The sequence below is a fragment of the Nakamurella flava genome (genome assembly GCF_005298075.1).
Taxonomy (GTDB): Bacteria; Actinomycetota; Actinomycetes; order Mycobacteriales; family Nakamurellaceae; genus Nakamurella; species Nakamurella flava.
Map to the genome: position 1 here is coordinate 161,338 of NZ_SZZH01000001.1, position 15,299 is coordinate 176,636.

At 71.6% G+C, this 15,299-nt stretch carries 17 protein-coding genes and 4 tRNA genes; 8 read left to right on the forward strand and 13 right to left on the reverse strand.

What is annotated here, in order from left to right; all coding sequences use genetic code 11:
- Window positions 1–66 precede the first annotated feature (66 nt).
- The gene (rocD, locus tag FDO65_RS00725) at window positions 67–1,344 is read right to left on the reverse strand and encodes an ornithine--oxo-acid transaminase (protein ID WP_137447592.1); all 1,278 of its coding nucleotides are present in this window, start codon (window positions 1,342–1,344) and stop codon (window positions 67–69) included.
- A gap of 80 nt (window positions 1,345–1,424) precedes the next feature.
- On the opposite strand from rocD, the gene FDO65_RS00730 reads away from it, so the two are divergent.
- Window positions 1,425–2,279, forward strand: a complete 855-nt coding sequence (locus tag FDO65_RS00730; RefSeq protein WP_137447593.1) for a polyphosphate kinase 2 family protein — start codon at window positions 1,425–1,427, stop codon at window positions 2,277–2,279.
- Here FDO65_RS00730 and cofC read toward each other — a convergent pair.
- Entirely contained in the window at window positions 2,276–3,025 is a 750-nt protein-coding gene (cofC, locus tag FDO65_RS00735) for a 2-phospho-L-lactate guanylyltransferase (protein ID WP_166441985.1), read from the reverse strand. The genes FDO65_RS00730 and cofC overlap by 4 nt on opposite strands.
- Window positions 3,026–3,090: 65 nt before the next feature.
- Here cofC and FDO65_RS00740 point away from each other — a divergent pair, with 65 nt between their 5' ends.
- Genes FDO65_RS00740 through FDO65_RS00760 form a run of 5 tightly spaced genes read left to right on the forward strand, consistent with a single transcriptional unit; the run spans window position 3,091 to window position 6,887 of the window.
- Window positions 3,091–3,642 carry a hypothetical protein gene (locus FDO65_RS00740; protein WP_137447595.1) on the forward strand — a complete coding sequence of 184 codons (552 nt, stop codon included), beginning with the start codon at window positions 3,091–3,093 and terminating at the stop codon, window positions 3,640–3,642.
- Window positions 3,635–4,009 carry a DUF3817 domain-containing protein gene (locus tag FDO65_RS00745; protein ID WP_205849709.1) on the forward strand — a complete coding sequence of 125 codons (375 nt, stop codon included), beginning with the start codon at window positions 3,635–3,637 and terminating at the stop codon, window positions 4,007–4,009. Before FDO65_RS00740 ends, FDO65_RS00745 begins: the two co-directional genes overlap by 8 nt.
- Before the next feature lie 8 nt (window positions 4,010–4,017).
- A complete protein-coding gene (locus FDO65_RS00750; RefSeq protein WP_137447596.1) occupies window positions 4,018–4,482 on the forward strand; it encodes a hypothetical protein in 465 nt (154 codons plus the stop codon).
- A gap of 45 nt (window positions 4,483–4,527) precedes the next feature.
- Complete coding sequence (locus FDO65_RS00755; protein WP_137447597.1) at window positions 4,528–5,196, forward strand: response regulator; 669 nt, start codon at window positions 4,528–4,530, stop codon at window positions 5,194–5,196.
- Between the two features lie 2 nt (window positions 5,197–5,198).
- Window positions 5,199–6,887: a GAF domain-containing sensor histidine kinase gene (locus FDO65_RS00760; RefSeq protein ID WP_240757347.1), complete on the forward strand. Its 1,689-nt coding sequence runs from the start codon at window positions 5,199–5,201 to the stop codon at window positions 6,885–6,887.
- 19 nt (window positions 6,888–6,906) lie between these two features.
- Here FDO65_RS00760 and FDO65_RS00765 read toward each other — a convergent pair whose 3' ends face one another.
- The 6 genes from FDO65_RS00765 to FDO65_RS00790 all read right to left on the reverse strand — a co-directional run bounded on the left by FDO65_RS00765 (window position 6,907) and on the right by FDO65_RS00790 (window position 9,843).
- Window positions 6,907–7,845, reverse strand: coding sequence for a universal stress protein (locus tag FDO65_RS00765; protein WP_137447598.1), 939 nt, complete (start codon window positions 7,843–7,845; stop codon window positions 6,907–6,909).
- Between the two features lie 52 nt (window positions 7,846–7,897).
- Complete coding sequence (locus tag FDO65_RS00770) at window positions 7,898–8,932, reverse strand: serine hydrolase domain-containing protein (RefSeq protein ID WP_137447599.1); 1,035 nt, start codon at window positions 8,930–8,932, stop codon at window positions 7,898–7,900.
- Window positions 8,933–9,011: 79 nt separating this feature from the next.
- A tRNA-Val gene (locus FDO65_RS00775) sits at window positions 9,012–9,083 on the reverse strand.
- A 28-nt stretch (window positions 9,084–9,111) separates the two neighbouring features.
- Window positions 9,112–9,182 (reverse strand) — tRNA-Cys (locus tag FDO65_RS00780).
- 37 nt (window positions 9,183–9,219) lie between these two features.
- A tRNA-Gly gene (locus FDO65_RS00785) sits at window positions 9,220–9,292 on the reverse strand.
- Between the two features lie 116 nt (window positions 9,293–9,408).
- Complete coding sequence (locus FDO65_RS00790; RefSeq protein ID WP_137447600.1) at window positions 9,409–9,843, reverse strand: SsgA family sporulation/cell division regulator; 435 nt, start codon at window positions 9,841–9,843, stop codon at window positions 9,409–9,411.
- Window positions 9,844–10,291: 448 nt separating this feature from the next.
- Here FDO65_RS00790 and FDO65_RS00795 point away from each other — a divergent pair.
- Window positions 10,292–10,366: transfer RNA gene (locus FDO65_RS00795), tRNA-Val, on the forward strand.
- A 135-nt stretch (window positions 10,367–10,501) separates the two neighbouring features.
- On the opposite strand, the gene FDO65_RS22625 is transcribed toward FDO65_RS00795, so the two are convergent.
- A complete protein-coding gene (locus FDO65_RS22625; protein ID WP_240757348.1) occupies window positions 10,502–10,960 on the reverse strand; it encodes an excalibur calcium-binding domain-containing protein in 459 nt (152 codons plus the stop codon).
- A 190-nt stretch (window positions 10,961–11,150) separates the two neighbouring features.
- Here FDO65_RS22625 and FDO65_RS00805 point away from each other — a divergent pair, with 190 nt between their 5' ends.
- Complete coding sequence (locus FDO65_RS00805; RefSeq protein ID WP_137447601.1) at window positions 11,151–11,654, forward strand: DinB family protein; 504 nt, start codon at window positions 11,151–11,153, stop codon at window positions 11,652–11,654.
- 11 nt (window positions 11,655–11,665) lie between these two features.
- On the opposite strand, the gene FDO65_RS00810 is transcribed toward FDO65_RS00805, so the two are convergent.
- The 4 genes from FDO65_RS00810 to FDO65_RS00825 form a co-directional block, all read right to left on the reverse strand.
- Window positions 11,666–12,307 carry a class I SAM-dependent methyltransferase gene (locus FDO65_RS00810; protein ID WP_137447602.1) on the reverse strand — a complete coding sequence of 214 codons (642 nt, stop codon included), beginning with the start codon at window positions 12,305–12,307 and terminating at the stop codon, window positions 11,666–11,668.
- A gap of 72 nt (window positions 12,308–12,379) precedes the next feature.
- On the reverse strand, window positions 12,380–13,705 hold the full coding sequence (locus FDO65_RS00815; RefSeq protein ID WP_166441986.1) for an HNH endonuclease signature motif containing protein: 1,326 nt from the start codon (window positions 13,703–13,705) through the stop codon (window positions 12,380–12,382).
- Between the two features lie 232 nt (window positions 13,706–13,937).
- Window positions 13,938–14,471, reverse strand: a complete 534-nt coding sequence (locus FDO65_RS00820; RefSeq protein ID WP_205849710.1) for a DUF6194 family protein — start codon at window positions 14,469–14,471, stop codon at window positions 13,938–13,940.
- 26 nt (window positions 14,472–14,497) lie between these two features.
- Window positions 14,498–15,286, reverse strand: coding sequence for an IclR family transcriptional regulator (locus FDO65_RS00825; protein WP_137447604.1), 789 nt, complete (start codon window positions 15,284–15,286; stop codon window positions 14,498–14,500).
- Window positions 15,287–15,299: the final 13 nt, after the last annotated feature.

Below are 15,299 nucleotides of genomic sequence, written 5' to 3' on the forward strand. Positions count from 1 at the left end.
GTGGGGGCGGCCTGCGGTGCGGTCCTTCGTTCGGGGACCGCCCGCAACCGCGGCTCCGGGCCCGGGTCAGTGGGCCGCGGGCCGACCATTCGCCGCGACCGGCGGTGCAGTGGTGTTCGCCGTTCGCAGCACCTCGGCGAGAGATGCGACCGCCTGGTCGATCTCGGCCTCGGTGATGACCAGCGGCGGTGCGAACCGCAGGGTGGTCTCGTGGGTGTCCTTGACGAGCACCCCGCGGTCGGCGAGCGCTTCGCTGATCGGTCGACCGTCGCCGAGTTCCGGAGCGAGTTGCGCACCCGCCCACAGACCCCGCCCGCGCACCTCGGACAGGCCCGACCCGACCAGCTCGCCCAGCCGGGCGTGCAGATGCGCGCCCAGCACGCGCGAGCGCTCCTGCATCTCGCCGGTCCGCAGAAGGGTGACGACCGCCCGCCCGACGGCACAGGCCAGCGGGTTGCCGCCGAAGGTCGATCCGTGCTCGCCGGGACGCAGCACGCCCAGCACATCGCGGCGGCCGACCACCGCGGACACCGGCAGGATCCCGCCGCCGAGCGCCTTGCCCAGGGTGTACAGGTCGGCGCGGACGCCCTCGTGGTCCAGGGCGAGGGTGGTGCCGGTGCGGCCGAGCCCGGACTGGATCTCATCGGTGATCAGCAGCACCCCGTGCTCGTCGCACAGTCGCCGGACCTCGGCGAAGTAGCCGGCCGGTGGCACCAGGATGCCGGCCTCCCCCTGGATGGGTTCGAGCAGGACGGCGGCGGTGTCCGGGGTGATCGCCGCGGCCAGCGCCGCCGCGTCGCCGAACGGCACCTGATCGAAACCCGGTGTGTAAGGGGCGTAGTCGGCGGTGGCCTGCGGGTCGTCGGAGAACGAGACGATGGTCAGCGTGCGGCCGTGGAAGTTGCCGGCGGCGGTGATGATCCGAGCCCGCCCGGCCGGCACGCCCTTGACCTGATAGGCCCACTTGCGGGCGACCTTGAGGGCCGACTCCACGGCCTCGGCGCCGGAGTTCATCGGCAGCACCATCTCGGTGCCGGTGAGTTCGGCCAGCTCCTGACAGAACGGCCCGAGCTGATCGTGGTGGAAGGCCCGGGAGGTCAGGGTGACCAGGCCGAGCTGCCGGACGGCGGCAGCGATGAGGTCAGGGTGGCGGTGACCGAAGTTCAGGGCCGAGTACCCGGCCAGCATGTCCAGGTAGCGACGCCCCTCGACGTCGGTCACCCAGGCGCCGTCGGCCTGCGCGATGACGACCGGCAGCGGGTGGTAATTGTGGGCGCACCAGGCGTCGTCCAGTCCCAGGAAGTGCTGCGTGGCGGTGTCGGTCACCGCGGTCGGCGTCCTCATCCTGCCGAGGGTAGGCACCCGAAGGCGCGAACGTGCGGTGTGCTACGCGGCGCCACGCGACCGGTGTGTCACCGTGCACCATGGCCAAGAAGACCCCGCTGGATCCCGCCGCCGCTTTCCGGGTGCCGTCCGGGCTCGCCGAATTGTCCGCGATCGACCCGGCGGGCACGCCGATCGGGCCGCAGGACAAGGAATCGGGGGCCGCCGCGCTCGCCGATCTCGGCCCCGATCTCGCCGCCCTGCAGGAGAAGCTGTACGCCGGGGCGACCGGCGGATCCGAGCATCGGTCGGTGCTGCTGGTCCTGCAGGGGATGGACACCTCCGGCAAGGACGGCGTCGTCGACAAGGTGCTCGGTCTGGTGAACCCGGCCGGGCTGCGGCTGGCCTCGTTCAAGAAGCCGACCCCGGAGGAGCTCGCCCACGACTTCCTCTGGCGCATCGAGAAGCAGGTGCCGGCCGCCGGTCTCATCGGAGTGTTCAACCGGTCCCAGTACGAGGACGTCCTCGTGGTCCGGGTGCACGACCTGGTGCCGCCGGCGGTGTGGGAGCCGCGGTACGCGGCGATCAACGACTTCGAGCAGCGGCTGACCGACAGCGGCGTGACGGTGGTGAAGTGCTTCCTGCACATCTCCAAGGAGGTGCAGAAGGAGCGGCTGCTGGCCCGGTTGGACGATCCGACGAAGTTCTGGAAGTACAACCCGGGTGACGTCGACGAACGCGGCTACTGGGACGACTACCAGGCCGCCTACCTGGACGCCCTGAACCGCTGCTCGACCGATGCCGCGCCGTGGCACGTCATCCCCTCGGACCGCAAGTGGTACCGCAACTGGGCGATCGGCGCCCTGCTGCACCAGAAGCTGACCGAACTGGACCCGCAGTACCCGCCGGCGGAGTTCGACGTCGAGGTCGAGAAGGGCCGGGTCGCCGCCTCCTAGGCCGGCGCGCTCGCCGGCGCGCCTTCGCCGCTGTCCCGCCAGGCCCGGCGGGTCGCCGGCCCGGTCACCGCGGCCAGGTCCGAGCGCAGGTCGACGTCGCGGCGCAGACCGCTGCCGGCGGGCAGATCGAGGGGGACCGCGCCGTCGTCGACGTGCCGGCGCCACGAGTCGGGTCCGTAGCGCGGGTTCAGGTCGCGACCGTGCTGGGCGGCCAACAGGGTGGTGCCGATCCCGTCGGCGTCGGCGACGACGGCCCGCGCGTGGCGGTGCGCGGCGGCCAGGGCGGCGCCGATCTCGGCCGCGGTGGCGGACGGCACGTCGCACGGCAGCACCGCGACCGGGCCCTCGCCCGCCTGGGCGGCGCCGTCGCGGATCGCCGCGTTCAGCGAGGTGGCGGCCGTCACGTGGGCGTCCACCGGTGCGCTGCGGTCGTGGACAGGGGCCGCCCGGGCGGCGTCCGCGATCGTCCGGCCGTCGTCCGGATCCTCGACGACGAGCAGCACCCGGGCCACCCCGGGCGCCCCGGCGACCGCGGTCACCGCGTCCGTGGCCATCATCAGCACCAAGCGTCTGCGCAGGTCGGGGGCCAGGTCGATACGGCTCTTGCCGCGGGCACTGGCCTTCAGCGGCATCACGACGGTCCAGCCGGACGACCCGGACGAGGGCCCGTCCGCCGGGCCGGTACCGCCCGGACAAGCGCCGGCCGCGGGGGCCGGTTCCGGCGGGGAGGCGGGATCGACGAGCACGTCCTCCATTGTGGGCAGGTCGCGGACGGCCCGATGACCAGGGTGACAGCGGTACCGTCAGAGGCGTGGACCGACGGTTCCTGCGCCCCGGCTGGATGGTCGGGCACCTGCTGGTGCTCGCCGCCGTTCTGACGTGCCTGCGACTGGGTGTGTGGCAGTGGGACCGCACGCAGGAGACCACCGGCACCGCGCAGAACTTCGGGTATGCCGTCCTGTGGCCGGCATTCGGCGTCGCCTTCGTCTACATGTGGATCCGCTTCCTCAAGCTGGAGCAGATCAAGGACAGCGAGGACGACGCGGAACTGACCGCGCTGGCGGCGGGCGAGCACGATCTGTCGGTGGCGACGGACGACGCGGGAGTCGCCGACGGTGCCGCCGCTCCGGTCGCCGCCGAACCACCGGCCGTGGAACCGGACGACCACCCGGCCGGGGAACGGACGCCGGGGGACAGTGGCGAGGCCACCCCGCCGCCGGGCCGCTCCCGCCGCCGTCGTTCGGCGCCACCGGTGTTCCTGTCCGCCGCCGAGGTGCCGACCGAGTACGACGACGACCCGGAACTGACCGCCTACAACCAGGCGCTCGCCGCATTAGCAGAAGAGGACCGCCGACGTGGCTGAACCCATCGACCAGACCGTGCCCGCCCGGGCGGGCGCCGCCGGGACGCCCGTGGTGCCGCCGAAGATCCTGGCCGCGTTCAAGCGGTACCGGATCGCCGCGTTCGTGGTCGGCTGGGGCCTGATCCTGCTGGTCGCGGCCATGGTGCTGAAGTACGGGTTCGACTACGGCACGGCCGTCGCGGTCTGGGGCCCGATCCACGGCGCCCTGTTCGTCGTCTACGTGATCCTCGCGTTCGATCTCGCCTACAAGGACCGCTGGTCGCCGCTCGGCACGCTGTGGGTGCTGGTCGCCGGCACCATCCCGTTCGTCTCGTTCATCGCCGAGCGCCAGGTGCAGCGCAAGGTGCTCGCCCGGCAGCGGATGTAACCGACGGAATGGCCGTCCGCACCCATGCGCCCCTGACCGCCCGCCGCCGCTGGAACCTGCGGGCGGCGGTGGTGATGGTCGAGTTCGTCGTGGCCGCGACGGCGATCGCGGGTGCGGCGGGGATGCTGGCCGACAATGCGATCGGTCTGCCCGATGCGTGGTTGGCGGCGACGCCGTTCCCGACGTGGGCGTGGCCGGCCGTGCTCCTGCTGGCCGTCGTCGCGGTCCCCATGTCGATCGCGCTGGTGGGCGAGGTGCGTCGGGCGGTGTGGTCACCGCTGGCGTCGACGCTGGCGGGCACCGTCCTGATGGTCTGGGTCGTCGTCCAGATCGTCGTCGTGCGCCACTTCTTCCTCCTGCAGCCGGTTCTCGCGGCCGCCGGTCTGGTGATCATCGTGCTGTCCGGCTGGTTGCACCGCGGCGGTCCGCCCCGGCGTCCGTCCGGCCGTCGGGTGGCGATGCGTCGCGTGTAGCTGCGTCCTGTCCGAGCTGTCGTTCCGCCGAGCCCCGGGAGTGCCGTGCTGACCGTCTTCGTCGTCGACGATCACGAGGTGGTGCGTCGCGGGGTCAGTGACCTGCTCGACGAGGCCGAGGACCTGTCGGTCGTGGGGGAGGCGGCGACGGCGGCCGAAGCCTACGGCCGGATCCTGGCCACCCGGCCACAGGTCGCCGTGCTGGACGTGCGGCTGCCGGACGGGAACGGCATCGAGTTGTGCCGGGATCTGCGGTCGCAGCTGCCCGACCTGCGCTGCCTGATGTTCACCTCCTACACCGACGACGAGGCGCTGTCGGACGCGATCCTGGCCGGCGCCGTCGGCTACGTCCTCAAGGACGTCCGCGGGACCGATCTCGTCGACGCGGTGCGAGCGGTGGGGGCGGGCCGGTCGCTGCTGCCGGAGCGCGCGGCGTCCCGGCTGACCGAGGGGTGGCGCTCCCAGGCTGCGCCGGCCGGGCCGCTGGCCGGCCTGACCGATCAGGAACGGGCCGTGCTGACGTTGATCGGCGAGGGACTGACCAACCGGCAGATCGGCGAGCGGATGTTCCTGGCCGAGAAGACGGTGAAGAACTACGTCTCGTCGGTGCTGGCCAAGCTCGGTCTGCAGCGGCGCACGCAGGTCGCCGTCCTGGCGACCGAACTCCGGGATCGGCCGGCCCGCGGGCGGGGTCCGGGCGGGCTCCGGGGCTGACCGTGGCGACCGAGCCCGGGGTGCAGTCCGGCGACCGGATGGAGGCCCTGCTGCAGGCGGTGCTCGCGGTGTCCGCCGGGCTCGACCTGCAGAGCACGCTGCGCCGCATCGTCGAGGTGGCGATGGACCTGGCCGACGCCCGTTACGGCGCGCTGTCGGAGGTGGACGCCGACGGCCGCGTTCTGCAGTTCCTGCCGGTGGGCATCGACGCCGAGACGCAGGCGCGGATCGGGCCGCTGCCGGTGGGGCTCGGACTGCTGGGGGTGGTGCTCACCGACACCGAACCGTTGCGGTTGGACGACCTGTCCCGGCATCCGGCGTCGGTCGGGTTCCCCGCCCACCACCCGCCGATGCGGTCGTTCCTGGGGGTGCAGGTGCGCGGGCACGGCCAGGTCTTCGGTCGGCTGTACCTGACCGAGAAACGGTCCGGCGGCCCCTTCACGGACGAGGACGAACGGGTCGTACAGGCGCTGGCCGGGGCGGCCGGCATCGCGATCGACAACGCCCGCCTCTACGAGCAGGCCCGCCGCCGGGAACGTCGACTGGCCGCGGTCGGCGAGGTGACGGCAGCGCTGCTGGCCGGCCCCGACATCGAGGCGGCCCTGCAGGTGATCGCCGCCCGGGCGCGGGAACTGGTCGGTGCCGACGACGCCCTGGTCGGGTTGCCGGCTCCCGACGACGGGTCCGACGTGTCGGAGTCCTTGGTGGCGCTGCGGGTGACGATCGCCGTCGGCGATCGGGCCACCTCCCTGCTGGGCGGGCTCGTCCCGGTCGCCGGGACGACGATGGGCGAGGTCTTTCAGGACCGGGTGCCGCGGTCGGTCGACCGGTTGCGATCGGCCCTGGGAGCTCAGTGGGGGCCGGCGCTGGCCCTGCCCCTGGGGGCGGGGGAGGAGATCCGCGGGGTCCTGATGGTGGTGCGGCGGCCCGGGGCGCCGCGGTTCGACGCGGAGGATCTGCGGATCGTGGCCTGGTTCGCCGACCAGGCCGCGCTCGCCCTGCGCCAGGCCGAGATCCAGTTGGACGAACGGGAGATCGAGGTGCTCGCCGACCGGGACCGGATCGCGCGCGATCTGCACGACCACGTCATCCAGCGGCTGTTCGGAATCGGGTTGCGCATGCAGGGCACGCAACGCCGGGCGGTCGGTCGGGCGGCGCTGGTGGCCGATCGGCTGACCGAGCACATCGACGAACTGCAGGACGTCATCACCGACATCCGCACGGCGATCTTCGACCTGCACGGGGCTGCCCCCGTCGCGCCACGGACCTCCCGGGCGACGGGTCGGCCGGCCGCGGCCGGGTCCCGCCTGCGGATGGAGCTGCACGAGTTGATCACCGAGCTGACCGCGGAGGCCCCCCTGCGCACGGCGGTGCGGATGTCGGGGCCGATCGACCTGGTGGCGTCGGACCTGGCCCAGCATGCGCGGGCCGCGGTCCGCGAGATGGTCAGCAACGCCGTCCGTCACGCCCGGGCCGACGATCTGGTGGTGACGGTGTCGGTGGCCGAGGATCTCGTCATCGAGGTCCGCGACGACGGCATCGGACTGCCGGCGACGGTGGCGCGCAGCGGATTGCACGGGCTGGCCGAACGGGCGGCCTCGGTCGGTGGCCGCTTCAGCATCGGGTCGACGCCCGAGGGCGGCACCCGGGCGACGTGGAGCGCACCGCTGCCGGCCCGGTCCCGTCCGTGACCCGGCTGCGTCGACCCTTCTAGGGGCGGGGACCGGGCACGACGACCACCGGGCATTCGGCGTGGGCGATGACCGATTGGCTGGTGGAGCCGAGCAGCAGCCCGGTGATCTTGCCGCGTCCGCGGGTCCCGACGACCAGCAGGCGGGCCTGCCGGCCGGCGTCCAACAGTGGTCGGACGGGTCGGGCGTGTTCGACCCGGGCCTGCACCGGGACGTCCGGGTAGCGCTCGCGCCACGGGGCCAACCGGTGCGCGAGCTGCTCGCCGGTGGCCTCGTCGAGTGGGGTGAGGTCGAGGGGCAGCCCCCCGTAGGCCGGGAACGGACCGTCGATCGTCGGGTCGCTCCAGCAGCTCAGGGCGATCACCGCCGCCCCGAGTCGCTGGGCGGCGGCGAACGCGTAGCCGAGGGCGTGGTCGGCGTCGGCCGACCCGTCGACGCCGACGACGATCGGACCCTGGGTGCGGGCGGTGCCGGGTCGGATGACGGCGACGGGCCCCGGGCTGCTGGCCACGACGGTCCCGGCCACGGACCCCAGGGTGGTGGTCAACCGGTGGGAGCCGTGGTTGCCGATGACGGTGAGGTCGGCGTCGGTCGCTTCCTCGCGCAGCACCCGGGACGGTTCGCCGTAGCGCAGGCGGGTGGTGATGTCGAGCTCGGGGTGCCGGTGGCGCAGTTCGCCGGCGACGTCGCGCAGTGCGGTCTCCCCGGCCTCCCGGAGTTCGGTCAGTGTGCCGGTGGGGGCGTAGGCGGTGCCCGGATACCCGACGGTGTGCATCCAGTAGGCGGCGACGAGCAGCAGTGCGGCGCCGCGGGCCTGGGCTTCGTCGGCGGCCCAGGCGGCGGCCTGGCGGGAGCACCCGGAGCCGTCGACGCCGGCCACCACCCGCGAACGGGGGTCCGGCTCGGAGGGCGCCGCGGCGGAGCGGGTGCCGGCGACTGATGTGTCGATCGTGGCCATGACGGGTCCTCTCCCCGGGCGGTCATCTCCGACTGTCCGCCCGGTCGGCGGGTCATCCCAGGGTCGAAGGTCCCGGTCGCCCGGGTCCGGTCAGCGGCCCGAGGGCCCGCCGGATCGCCGCCATCGCGGTGGGGTCGGCTCGGAGGGCCGTGACGGTGACGGCGGTGTGGGTGGCCGGGTCGAGCACGAGGTACTGGCCGTCGGTGCCTTCGGCGTAGAACCGGCCGTCTCCGCAGAGCCAGACACCGAGCCCGTAGGCGGCGCGGGGGAGGGGATCGGTCGGGTCGGCGGGGGTCGGTGGCGGGACGACCTGGGGGGTGGTGAGCTCGCGCATCCAGTCCGCGTCGACGAGTCGCTCGTCGTGGTGGCGACCGTCGCGGCGGAGCAGGTCGGCGATCCGGTGCAGGTGGTCGGGGGTCAGCCGGAGTCCGGTGGCGGCGGCCGGGTAGGGGCCGTCGTGCCGCCAGGTCCAGGTCTGCGGCGGGATGTTCAGCGGCCCGAGGAGCAGGTCACCGGTCCAGTCGGCCAGCGTGCGGCCGGTGAGTTCGGTGATCAGCGCGGACAGCAGGTAGTAGCCGGCGTTCGAGTACGCGAAGTGCGTTCCCGGTTCGTGGGTCAGGGGTTGGTCGGCGAGGTGGCGGAGCAGGGCCGTGGGATCGGTCTCGGTCCTCTCGATCAGATGGGCGGCGTCGCTGCGGAAGAGGAAGCCGTGTTCGTGCCCGGTGGTGCTGGACAGCAGATGCCGGACGGTCACCCGGTCCCAGCGGCCGGCGGGGTGGAACCCGAGTGTGGGCAGCGCCACTCGCAGCAGGGGCCCGAGGGGGTGGTCGAGCCGCAGGGGTTCGGTGCCGGCGAGGGCCGCGCCGCGGGCTGCGGCCGCGCCAAGTGTGAGCACCGTCACGAGTTTGCTCAGCGATCGGATGTCGGCTCCGGCATCGGCGCGGGGGCCGAAGTGGTGCGTCAGTCGTTGACCGGCCCGGGATGCGGTGAGGGTGAGAAGGGTGCAGGACTCGGGCGGCCGCCGCTGGATCGCTGTGAGACGGGCCACGCAGTCGTCGAAGGTGCGGGTGAACTCGGCGGCCGACACCGGGCGATGGTCTCGCGATGGGGCCGGAAACGCGAACGACCCCTGATCAGCGGCTGCTGATCAGGGGTCGTACCGGGTGTGGGCGATACTGGGATTGAACCAGTGACCTCTTCCGTGTCAGGGAAGCGCTCTCCCGCTGAGCTAATCGCCCGGAGTGGTCCGGCGCGGGGCCGGTCGCGAGGTGGGAACGGGATTCGAACCCGTGTACACGGCTTTGCAGGCCGTTGCCTCGCCTCTCGGCCATCCCACCGTGGAGCTCCCAGGTGTGAGGACCTGAGCCTCTACCGAGCGGACGACGGGATTCGAACCCGCGACCCTCACCTTGGCAAGGTGATGCGCTACCAACTGCGCTACGTCCGCATGTCTGTTTCGAACCTGGCCGGTCCGCAACAGCTCCGTAACTCTATCCGACCCTCCGGCCCGCTTCCAAACCGGACATCCGGCCGGGCCCGGCGGGGGCGCGGCCGAGTGGTGGATCAGGCCTCGTGGAGGGTGTCGTACAGGGGCAGGCCGCGCAGCTCGGCGTCGATGTCGTAGTGCAGGTGCTCGCTGCCCATGGGGACGGCAGTCGTGGTGCGCCGCAGGAACTCGGTCAGGTCGGGACCGAAGGCCAGCAGCTTGGCGACCACGTCGCCGGCGTGCAGTTCGACGATGACGCCGTCATGGGTCGGGTACACCTGGACGTCGCCGTTGCCGCTGGGCATCTGGGCGCCGATCAGCAGGAGGTCGCGACCGAAGGTCCAGCAGACGGCCGGGTTCTGGTCGATCGACAGCATCAGCCGCACGGCCAGCGGGTCATCGGTGTAGTAGCGGAACTCGGCGTCGACGGCGGGAATCGAGGCATCCGAGATGAGCAACATCTCCGTGGACGCGATGATCAACTGCGATCGCATCGGGGTGAGCTGGGACATCGGTATCTCCGCCGTTCAGTCGACCTGTGCTCGGTGTCCGAGCGAAGCTGGGCAAGCCGTCCTTGTGGTGGAGGGACGGCGTATCTGGCCTGTGGTCACGGCATCCATTTCTGAATCACTCATTCGGAGTATGAAAATTCAGGGATCGCCGCTATCGGGCCCGACAGCCAGCATGAACAGGCACAACGTCGCTGGGAAGTACACGATCCGGTGCGTATTCAAAGCATCACGGAGAGTCAGGAAATGGTGTTCCAGAATATGAGTGACGAACTGATCACGCAGAGTCTCGAAATGGACTGACGGGGCATCGGAGACTGCTGTCGTCCCCGCCGGAGGGGCCGAGGGGAGCCGGCCCGACCGGGCGCTCCAGCGGATTCGGTCCGGCGGACACCGATCGGGTATGGTTGTCGACGCCTCCCCGGGGCCTGGTCACGGGGGAAGCGATCCCGGGCGATTAGCTCAGCGGGAGAGCACTTCGTTCACACCGAAGGGGTCACTGGTTCGATCCCAGTATCGCCCACCAGCACACCCCGGTCGCTGGACTCGACGAGCCCAGCGACCGGGGTTTTTGCTTGCCGGGACGCAAACGGGCCGCGGTGGAGGTCTCCACCGCGGCCCGCTCTCGCACCAGCCCCTAGGGGCTGTCACTTCTTCCTGGCTACTCGCAACCCACGCCGTCTCCGTCACGGTCAAGGTGCGAGCCGTATCCGGGGTCGCCGACGTGGACGGGGGCTGCTCCCGCTGCCCGTGCTTCCGAGCAGTTCTTGTAGGAGCCGCCGCCGCCTCGGGTCGGCTCCGGTTTTGCGCCCGTCGTCGGCGCCTTGGTCGTGCTGGGAATGGCCGCCAGCGGTGCCGGCGCGGGGACGGCCGGCGCCTCGGCCGCTGCGGCCGGCGCATCGACCGAGACGGTCACGGTGACGGGACTGGGGTCGGCGGTCACGGTCTGGGTGACCGGAGAAGTCACGACCGAGGTGCTGATGACCGTCGTGGTCACCGTGGCCGTCGACACGGACGTCTCGACGACGGCGGCGGCCGGTTGGATCACCGCCTCTTCGGCGGGTTTTCCGGCATTGACCGCTCCGGCGATGAGCACCACGCCCCCGGCTGCCCCGGCCACCCAAGGCCACTTCTTCCTGCGTCCTGCTGGCGGTCGCGCCTGAGTCACTCGTTCCCCCCGTGTTGTGAACTGACCGCGAACGCTAAACGGACAAAGCCCGCGAAACGATCCCCCGACCGGTGCGAGCGGTGCCCTGAACGGGTGGTGACGGTCCGGGGTGGTGATCTTGTTCGGCTCCTAAGGTGATGCCATGTCTGACAGCTCACCGGGGCCCTTCGCCGTTCTGACCGCTGATGCCGACATCCAGTTGACCGCGTTCGTCGAGGAGTACCGGCGCGCGATGGCAGCCGCGCTCGACGGGTTGACCGAGGAACAGGCCCGACGGCGGTTGGTGCCGTCGCGGACGACGGTCATGGGTCTGGTGAAACACGCGACGTTCCTGGAGACGGTGTGGTTCGTCGAAGCGGTGACCGGGACCCCGCGAACCACGCTGGGTCTGCCGCAGTCGGTCGACGATTCGTTCCTGGTCAGCGATGAGGACACCGTCGACTCGGTGCGATCGGCCTACGAGGCGGCGACGGCGGCGGCCCGGGCGGCGATGGTGGGGCGGAGCCTGGACGAGGTCGTGTCTGGGCATCGGGCGGGGCCGATGACGTTGCGGTGGATCCATCTGCAGGTGCTGCGGGAGTCGGCCCACCACTGCGGCCACGTCGACATCCTGCGTGAGCAGATCCTGGCCGCCGACGGGGTGTGAGTGCGCGGTCGTCACCGGCGCAGGGGGCGATCGTCTGGTTCGAGGGTGGCCAGGACGGCGGCGTGGGGTCGTGCCCCGCGCCGCTGGATGACATGGGTCTCGGTGACGGTGAAGCCGGCGGTGGCGACCAGTTCGGCCATCGCGTCCACCGGCCAGCGGTAGGCAGTGACGACGGTGTGGTCGAAGGGCTCGACAGTGTCGCCCTCGAAGAACCCGAGGAGCAGGCGGCCCGTCGGGACGCGTAGGACGCGGCGGAACTCGGCCAGCGCAGCGGGGACCTCGTCCGGCGCACGGTGGATGAGGGAGTACCAGGCGAGGATTCCGCCGATGGTCTGGTTCTCGGCGGGGAGTTCCTCGAGGCTCCCCAGGTGAAAGGTGCGACGGGGATAGTGCTCGCGGGCGCGGGCGACGAACGCCGGGGTCAGGTCGACGCCCCAGACGTCCAGGCCGAGACCGGCCAGGTGGTCGGTCCACTGTCCGGGACCGCACCCGGCGTCGATGACGGGCCCGTCGACGCCGGTGGCCCAGCTGTCGACGAGCTGTCGGTCGACGGGGTGGACCGCGTCCATCGTTCCGATCAGCGCGCTGTATTCCGCGGCGCGGCGTTCGTAGGCGGCGGCCACGGGGGTGAGCGGGTCGGCGGTGTCACTCATGGGGAGGTTGTAGCGAACGACACCGACACCGCGAGCGCTCGCCGCGACACCGGGAGCGGGTGCCTGCTCGGTTCAGAACGGGGGCGGGTCGTCGTCATCCCGTGTTGCCGCGAGATGTGCTGTTGCGGTGCGGGTTTCGGGTGGCTCCCAGTGTCGGGTGTGTGCTCGGGTGTAGGTGCGGCCGAGTGGGGTGGTCCAGTGGTGGTCACCGTCTTCCGTGCGGTGGAGTTGGTAGCCGCCGGTGTCTTTGGCGCGGTGGTGGCGGCGGCATAGGACGGCCAGGTTGTCGGCGGAGGTGTCGCCGCCGGTGGTGTGGCCGGGGTGGAAGGGTTGGCGGTGGTCGACATCGCAGCGGTGGGCGGGTTGCCGGCAGCCCGGCATGACACAACTTCGGTCGCGGGTGAGGACGAAGTCGGTCAACGCTTTCGGTGGTGTGTAGGTGGTGCGGCCGTAGTTGAGCAGGGCTCCGCTGGTGGGGTCGCAGATCAAACGCCGCCAGGTCGCGTCGGCGGCGATGACCCGGGCCTGGGCAGGGGTGATCGGTCCGTGCCCGATGAGCTCGGCGACCTCCCCGCGGCCTGACTCCGGGTTCACCAGAGCTGATGCGGGGAGGGTGACCAGTAGGTGCGGGCGGCGCCGCTGGGTGGTCGGTAGGGGCCGGTCGGGGAGGAGGCCGCGGTCGAGGATGTCGGTGCATACGTCGACCAGGGCATCGATCCGCCGTTCTCCGATCGACCGGTCATCCCCCTCTGTCTTGCCGGCGTCGGCGGCGGCGGTCAGGCAGTCCCAGATCACGGCGACGTCCTGGGCGGTGCCGTACAGCGACAGACACGCCATCCCATCCAGGTCACTGCGCCGGGACACGGAGCGTCGGCGGCGGGCCTGTTCATGGCGGCGCTGCGCCCCGTCGGGGTCCCGGCGGATCACCGACCGGGCCACCGCGTTCCGCAACCCCGGCACCGTCGACGACCCGGCGGCCGGGAGGACGTCGGCCTCCACCTGGGCGGTGGTCTCGGCGGTCAGGTCAGCGGTGCCCCGGCAGATTACCGACGCCTTCCCCGGCGAGATCAGGCCCTGTTCCAGAGCGTTCAGAGTGGCCGGGCAACGGGCGGTCAACTCGGCCGCCTCCAGCAGATACCGGCCCGCCGTGGACTCGGCCACCCCGAGCGCCAGAGCCAGTTCCGTGGCCAGGAACTCGTCCACCCCGCCCGGGTCCTCCCCGGCCGCGGCGGACAGCTCGACCAGGTCATGAACCTGCTGCGCCGACTCGTAAGCCACCCAGCGCTGCCGGGCGATCACCGCATCCAGCAACACATTGGCCCACTCCCGCGCCGAACACCCCACCGGACGCTCCGGCCGCGACCCCAACAACGGAGACAACTCGGAGGCCGGGGCCACCGCAACAGCGGAGCGCCACTCACTCATGGTCAGTTGAGCGGGTGCCGCTGCGCCAGTCGCGCCTATGTTCCCGGGTCGGATCACGGGAGGGCTGGCCGGGTCGGCCGCGTACCACTCCGCAGTCCGCTCGCCGCTGTGCGACCCCTCGAAGTTCATGTCTCATGGTAGCACAGAGCGAACGCATGTTCGATACGACAAGTGTTCTATAATGGCTATTCTGAGAGCTACGACGTCAGCTCGCTGTCTGAGCTCCGGTGGTCGTGCCGGATGACGGGACACTCCGAGATGGTTCGTCGTCCACCGTCCCCGTCCGCCGCTCGACGCGGCGGCGGTCGGCGGCGTGTGCCACGCGCAGCGACTCCAGCACCCGATCCATCGTCGACGGACCCGGGGTCACCACGCTGACCCAGCCATATGCGCCGTACAGCGGGTGGGGGAGAAACACGTCCGCGGCGCTGAAGTCGGTGGCCGCGGCGGCGGTCTCGGCGGGCGGGTGGCCGAGCAGTGCGGTGAAGAGCTCGGTCCCGACGTGGATGTTGACCCGCCACCGGTCGGCCGCGTTCAGCTCCGACCCGGTGTCGTCGGGGTAGTCCTTGGTCACGATGGTCGCGTACGGCTGACGATTGCGGGGGACCCGCTGGTCCGGTGCGTAGTAAAAGAAGTGGTCACCCCAGGAGATCGGCGGGTATTCGCTCCCTGGCTGTGGCGCCAACTCCAGCACGCCGTCGAACCCGCGGACCTCGGCCAGGATGCGCTCCATCGACACGACGCCAGTCTGCCCCGTGGGCCTCGTCAGAACCAGCCCGCCGGTGCGACGCCGGACAGCGCCGTCGTGAGATCCCGGGCGGCCGAGCGCACCCCGGCGACCACCGCTTCGTAGGACGATCGGGCCCGGTCTGCCCGCCACGTCACGCTGAACGCGGCCACCGGGTGCCCGGTGTGGTCGAAGGCGCAGGCCGCCACCGACCGCAGACCGGCGGTCACCATGCCGTCCTCCTCCGACCATCCCTGTCGTCGTTCGGATCGCAGCAGCGTCACCAGATCGGTCCGCCGGGCGGGTCCGGACGTGGTGCGCAGCACGAGCGAGGCGTCGTCGGGGAACAGGGCCCGCACCTGGGCGGGGGACAGGTGGGCCAGGATCGACCGGCCCGTCGCGGTCAACGAGGCGGGGAGGCGCACCCCGACGTCGGTGACCAGGGTGACCGGGATCCCCTCGGCCGGTTGTTCTTTCAACAGGTAGAGCGTTTCGCTGCCGTGCAGGATCCCCAGGTGCGCGGTCTCCGACAGGGTGGTCGCGAGACGTCGCACGAGGGGTCGTCCGCGGTGTTCGAGGGGACCGTGTCGCAGGTAGGCCGAACCGATCTCGAAAGCGGCGACCCCCAGGGCGTAGGTGCGTTCCTCGGGGTAGTGCACGACGAAGCCGCGATCGATGAGCACCTGCAACAGGTGGTAGGTCGACGACCGGGGCAGGTCCAGATCACGGACGATGGCCGATCCGGGGACCGGTCCCGGGCGCCCGGCGAGGTAGGTCAGGACGTCCAGGCTCCGGCCGACCGCCGGTGAGGTGCTGGTCTGTGCCACCGGTCCGCCTCCC

Coding starts and splice junctions, on each gene's coding strand:
- FDO65_RS00730 (WP_137447593.1), top strand. CDS start 1,425: ATGGCCAAGAAGACCCCGCTGGATCCCGCCGCCGCTTTCCGGGTGCCG.
- rocD (WP_137447592.1), bottom strand. CDS start 1,344: ATGAGGACGCCGACCGCGGTGACCGACACCGCCACGCAGCACTTCCTG.
- FDO65_RS00805 (WP_137447601.1), top strand. CDS start 11,151: ATGTCTGACAGCTCACCGGGGCCCTTCGCCGTTCTGACCGCTGATGCC.
- FDO65_RS00810 (WP_137447602.1), bottom strand. CDS start 12,307: ATGAGTGACACCGCCGACCCGCTCACCCCCGTGGCCGCCGCCTACGAA.
- FDO65_RS00790 (WP_137447600.1), bottom strand. CDS start 9,843: ATGTCCCAGCTCACCCCGATGCGATCGCAGTTGATCATCGCGTCCACG.
- FDO65_RS00765 (WP_137447598.1), bottom strand. CDS start 7,845: ATGGCCACGATCGACACATCAGTCGCCGGCACCCGCTCCGCCGCGGCG.
- FDO65_RS00750 (WP_137447596.1), top strand. CDS start 4,018: ATGGCCGTCCGCACCCATGCGCCCCTGACCGCCCGCCGCCGCTGGAAC.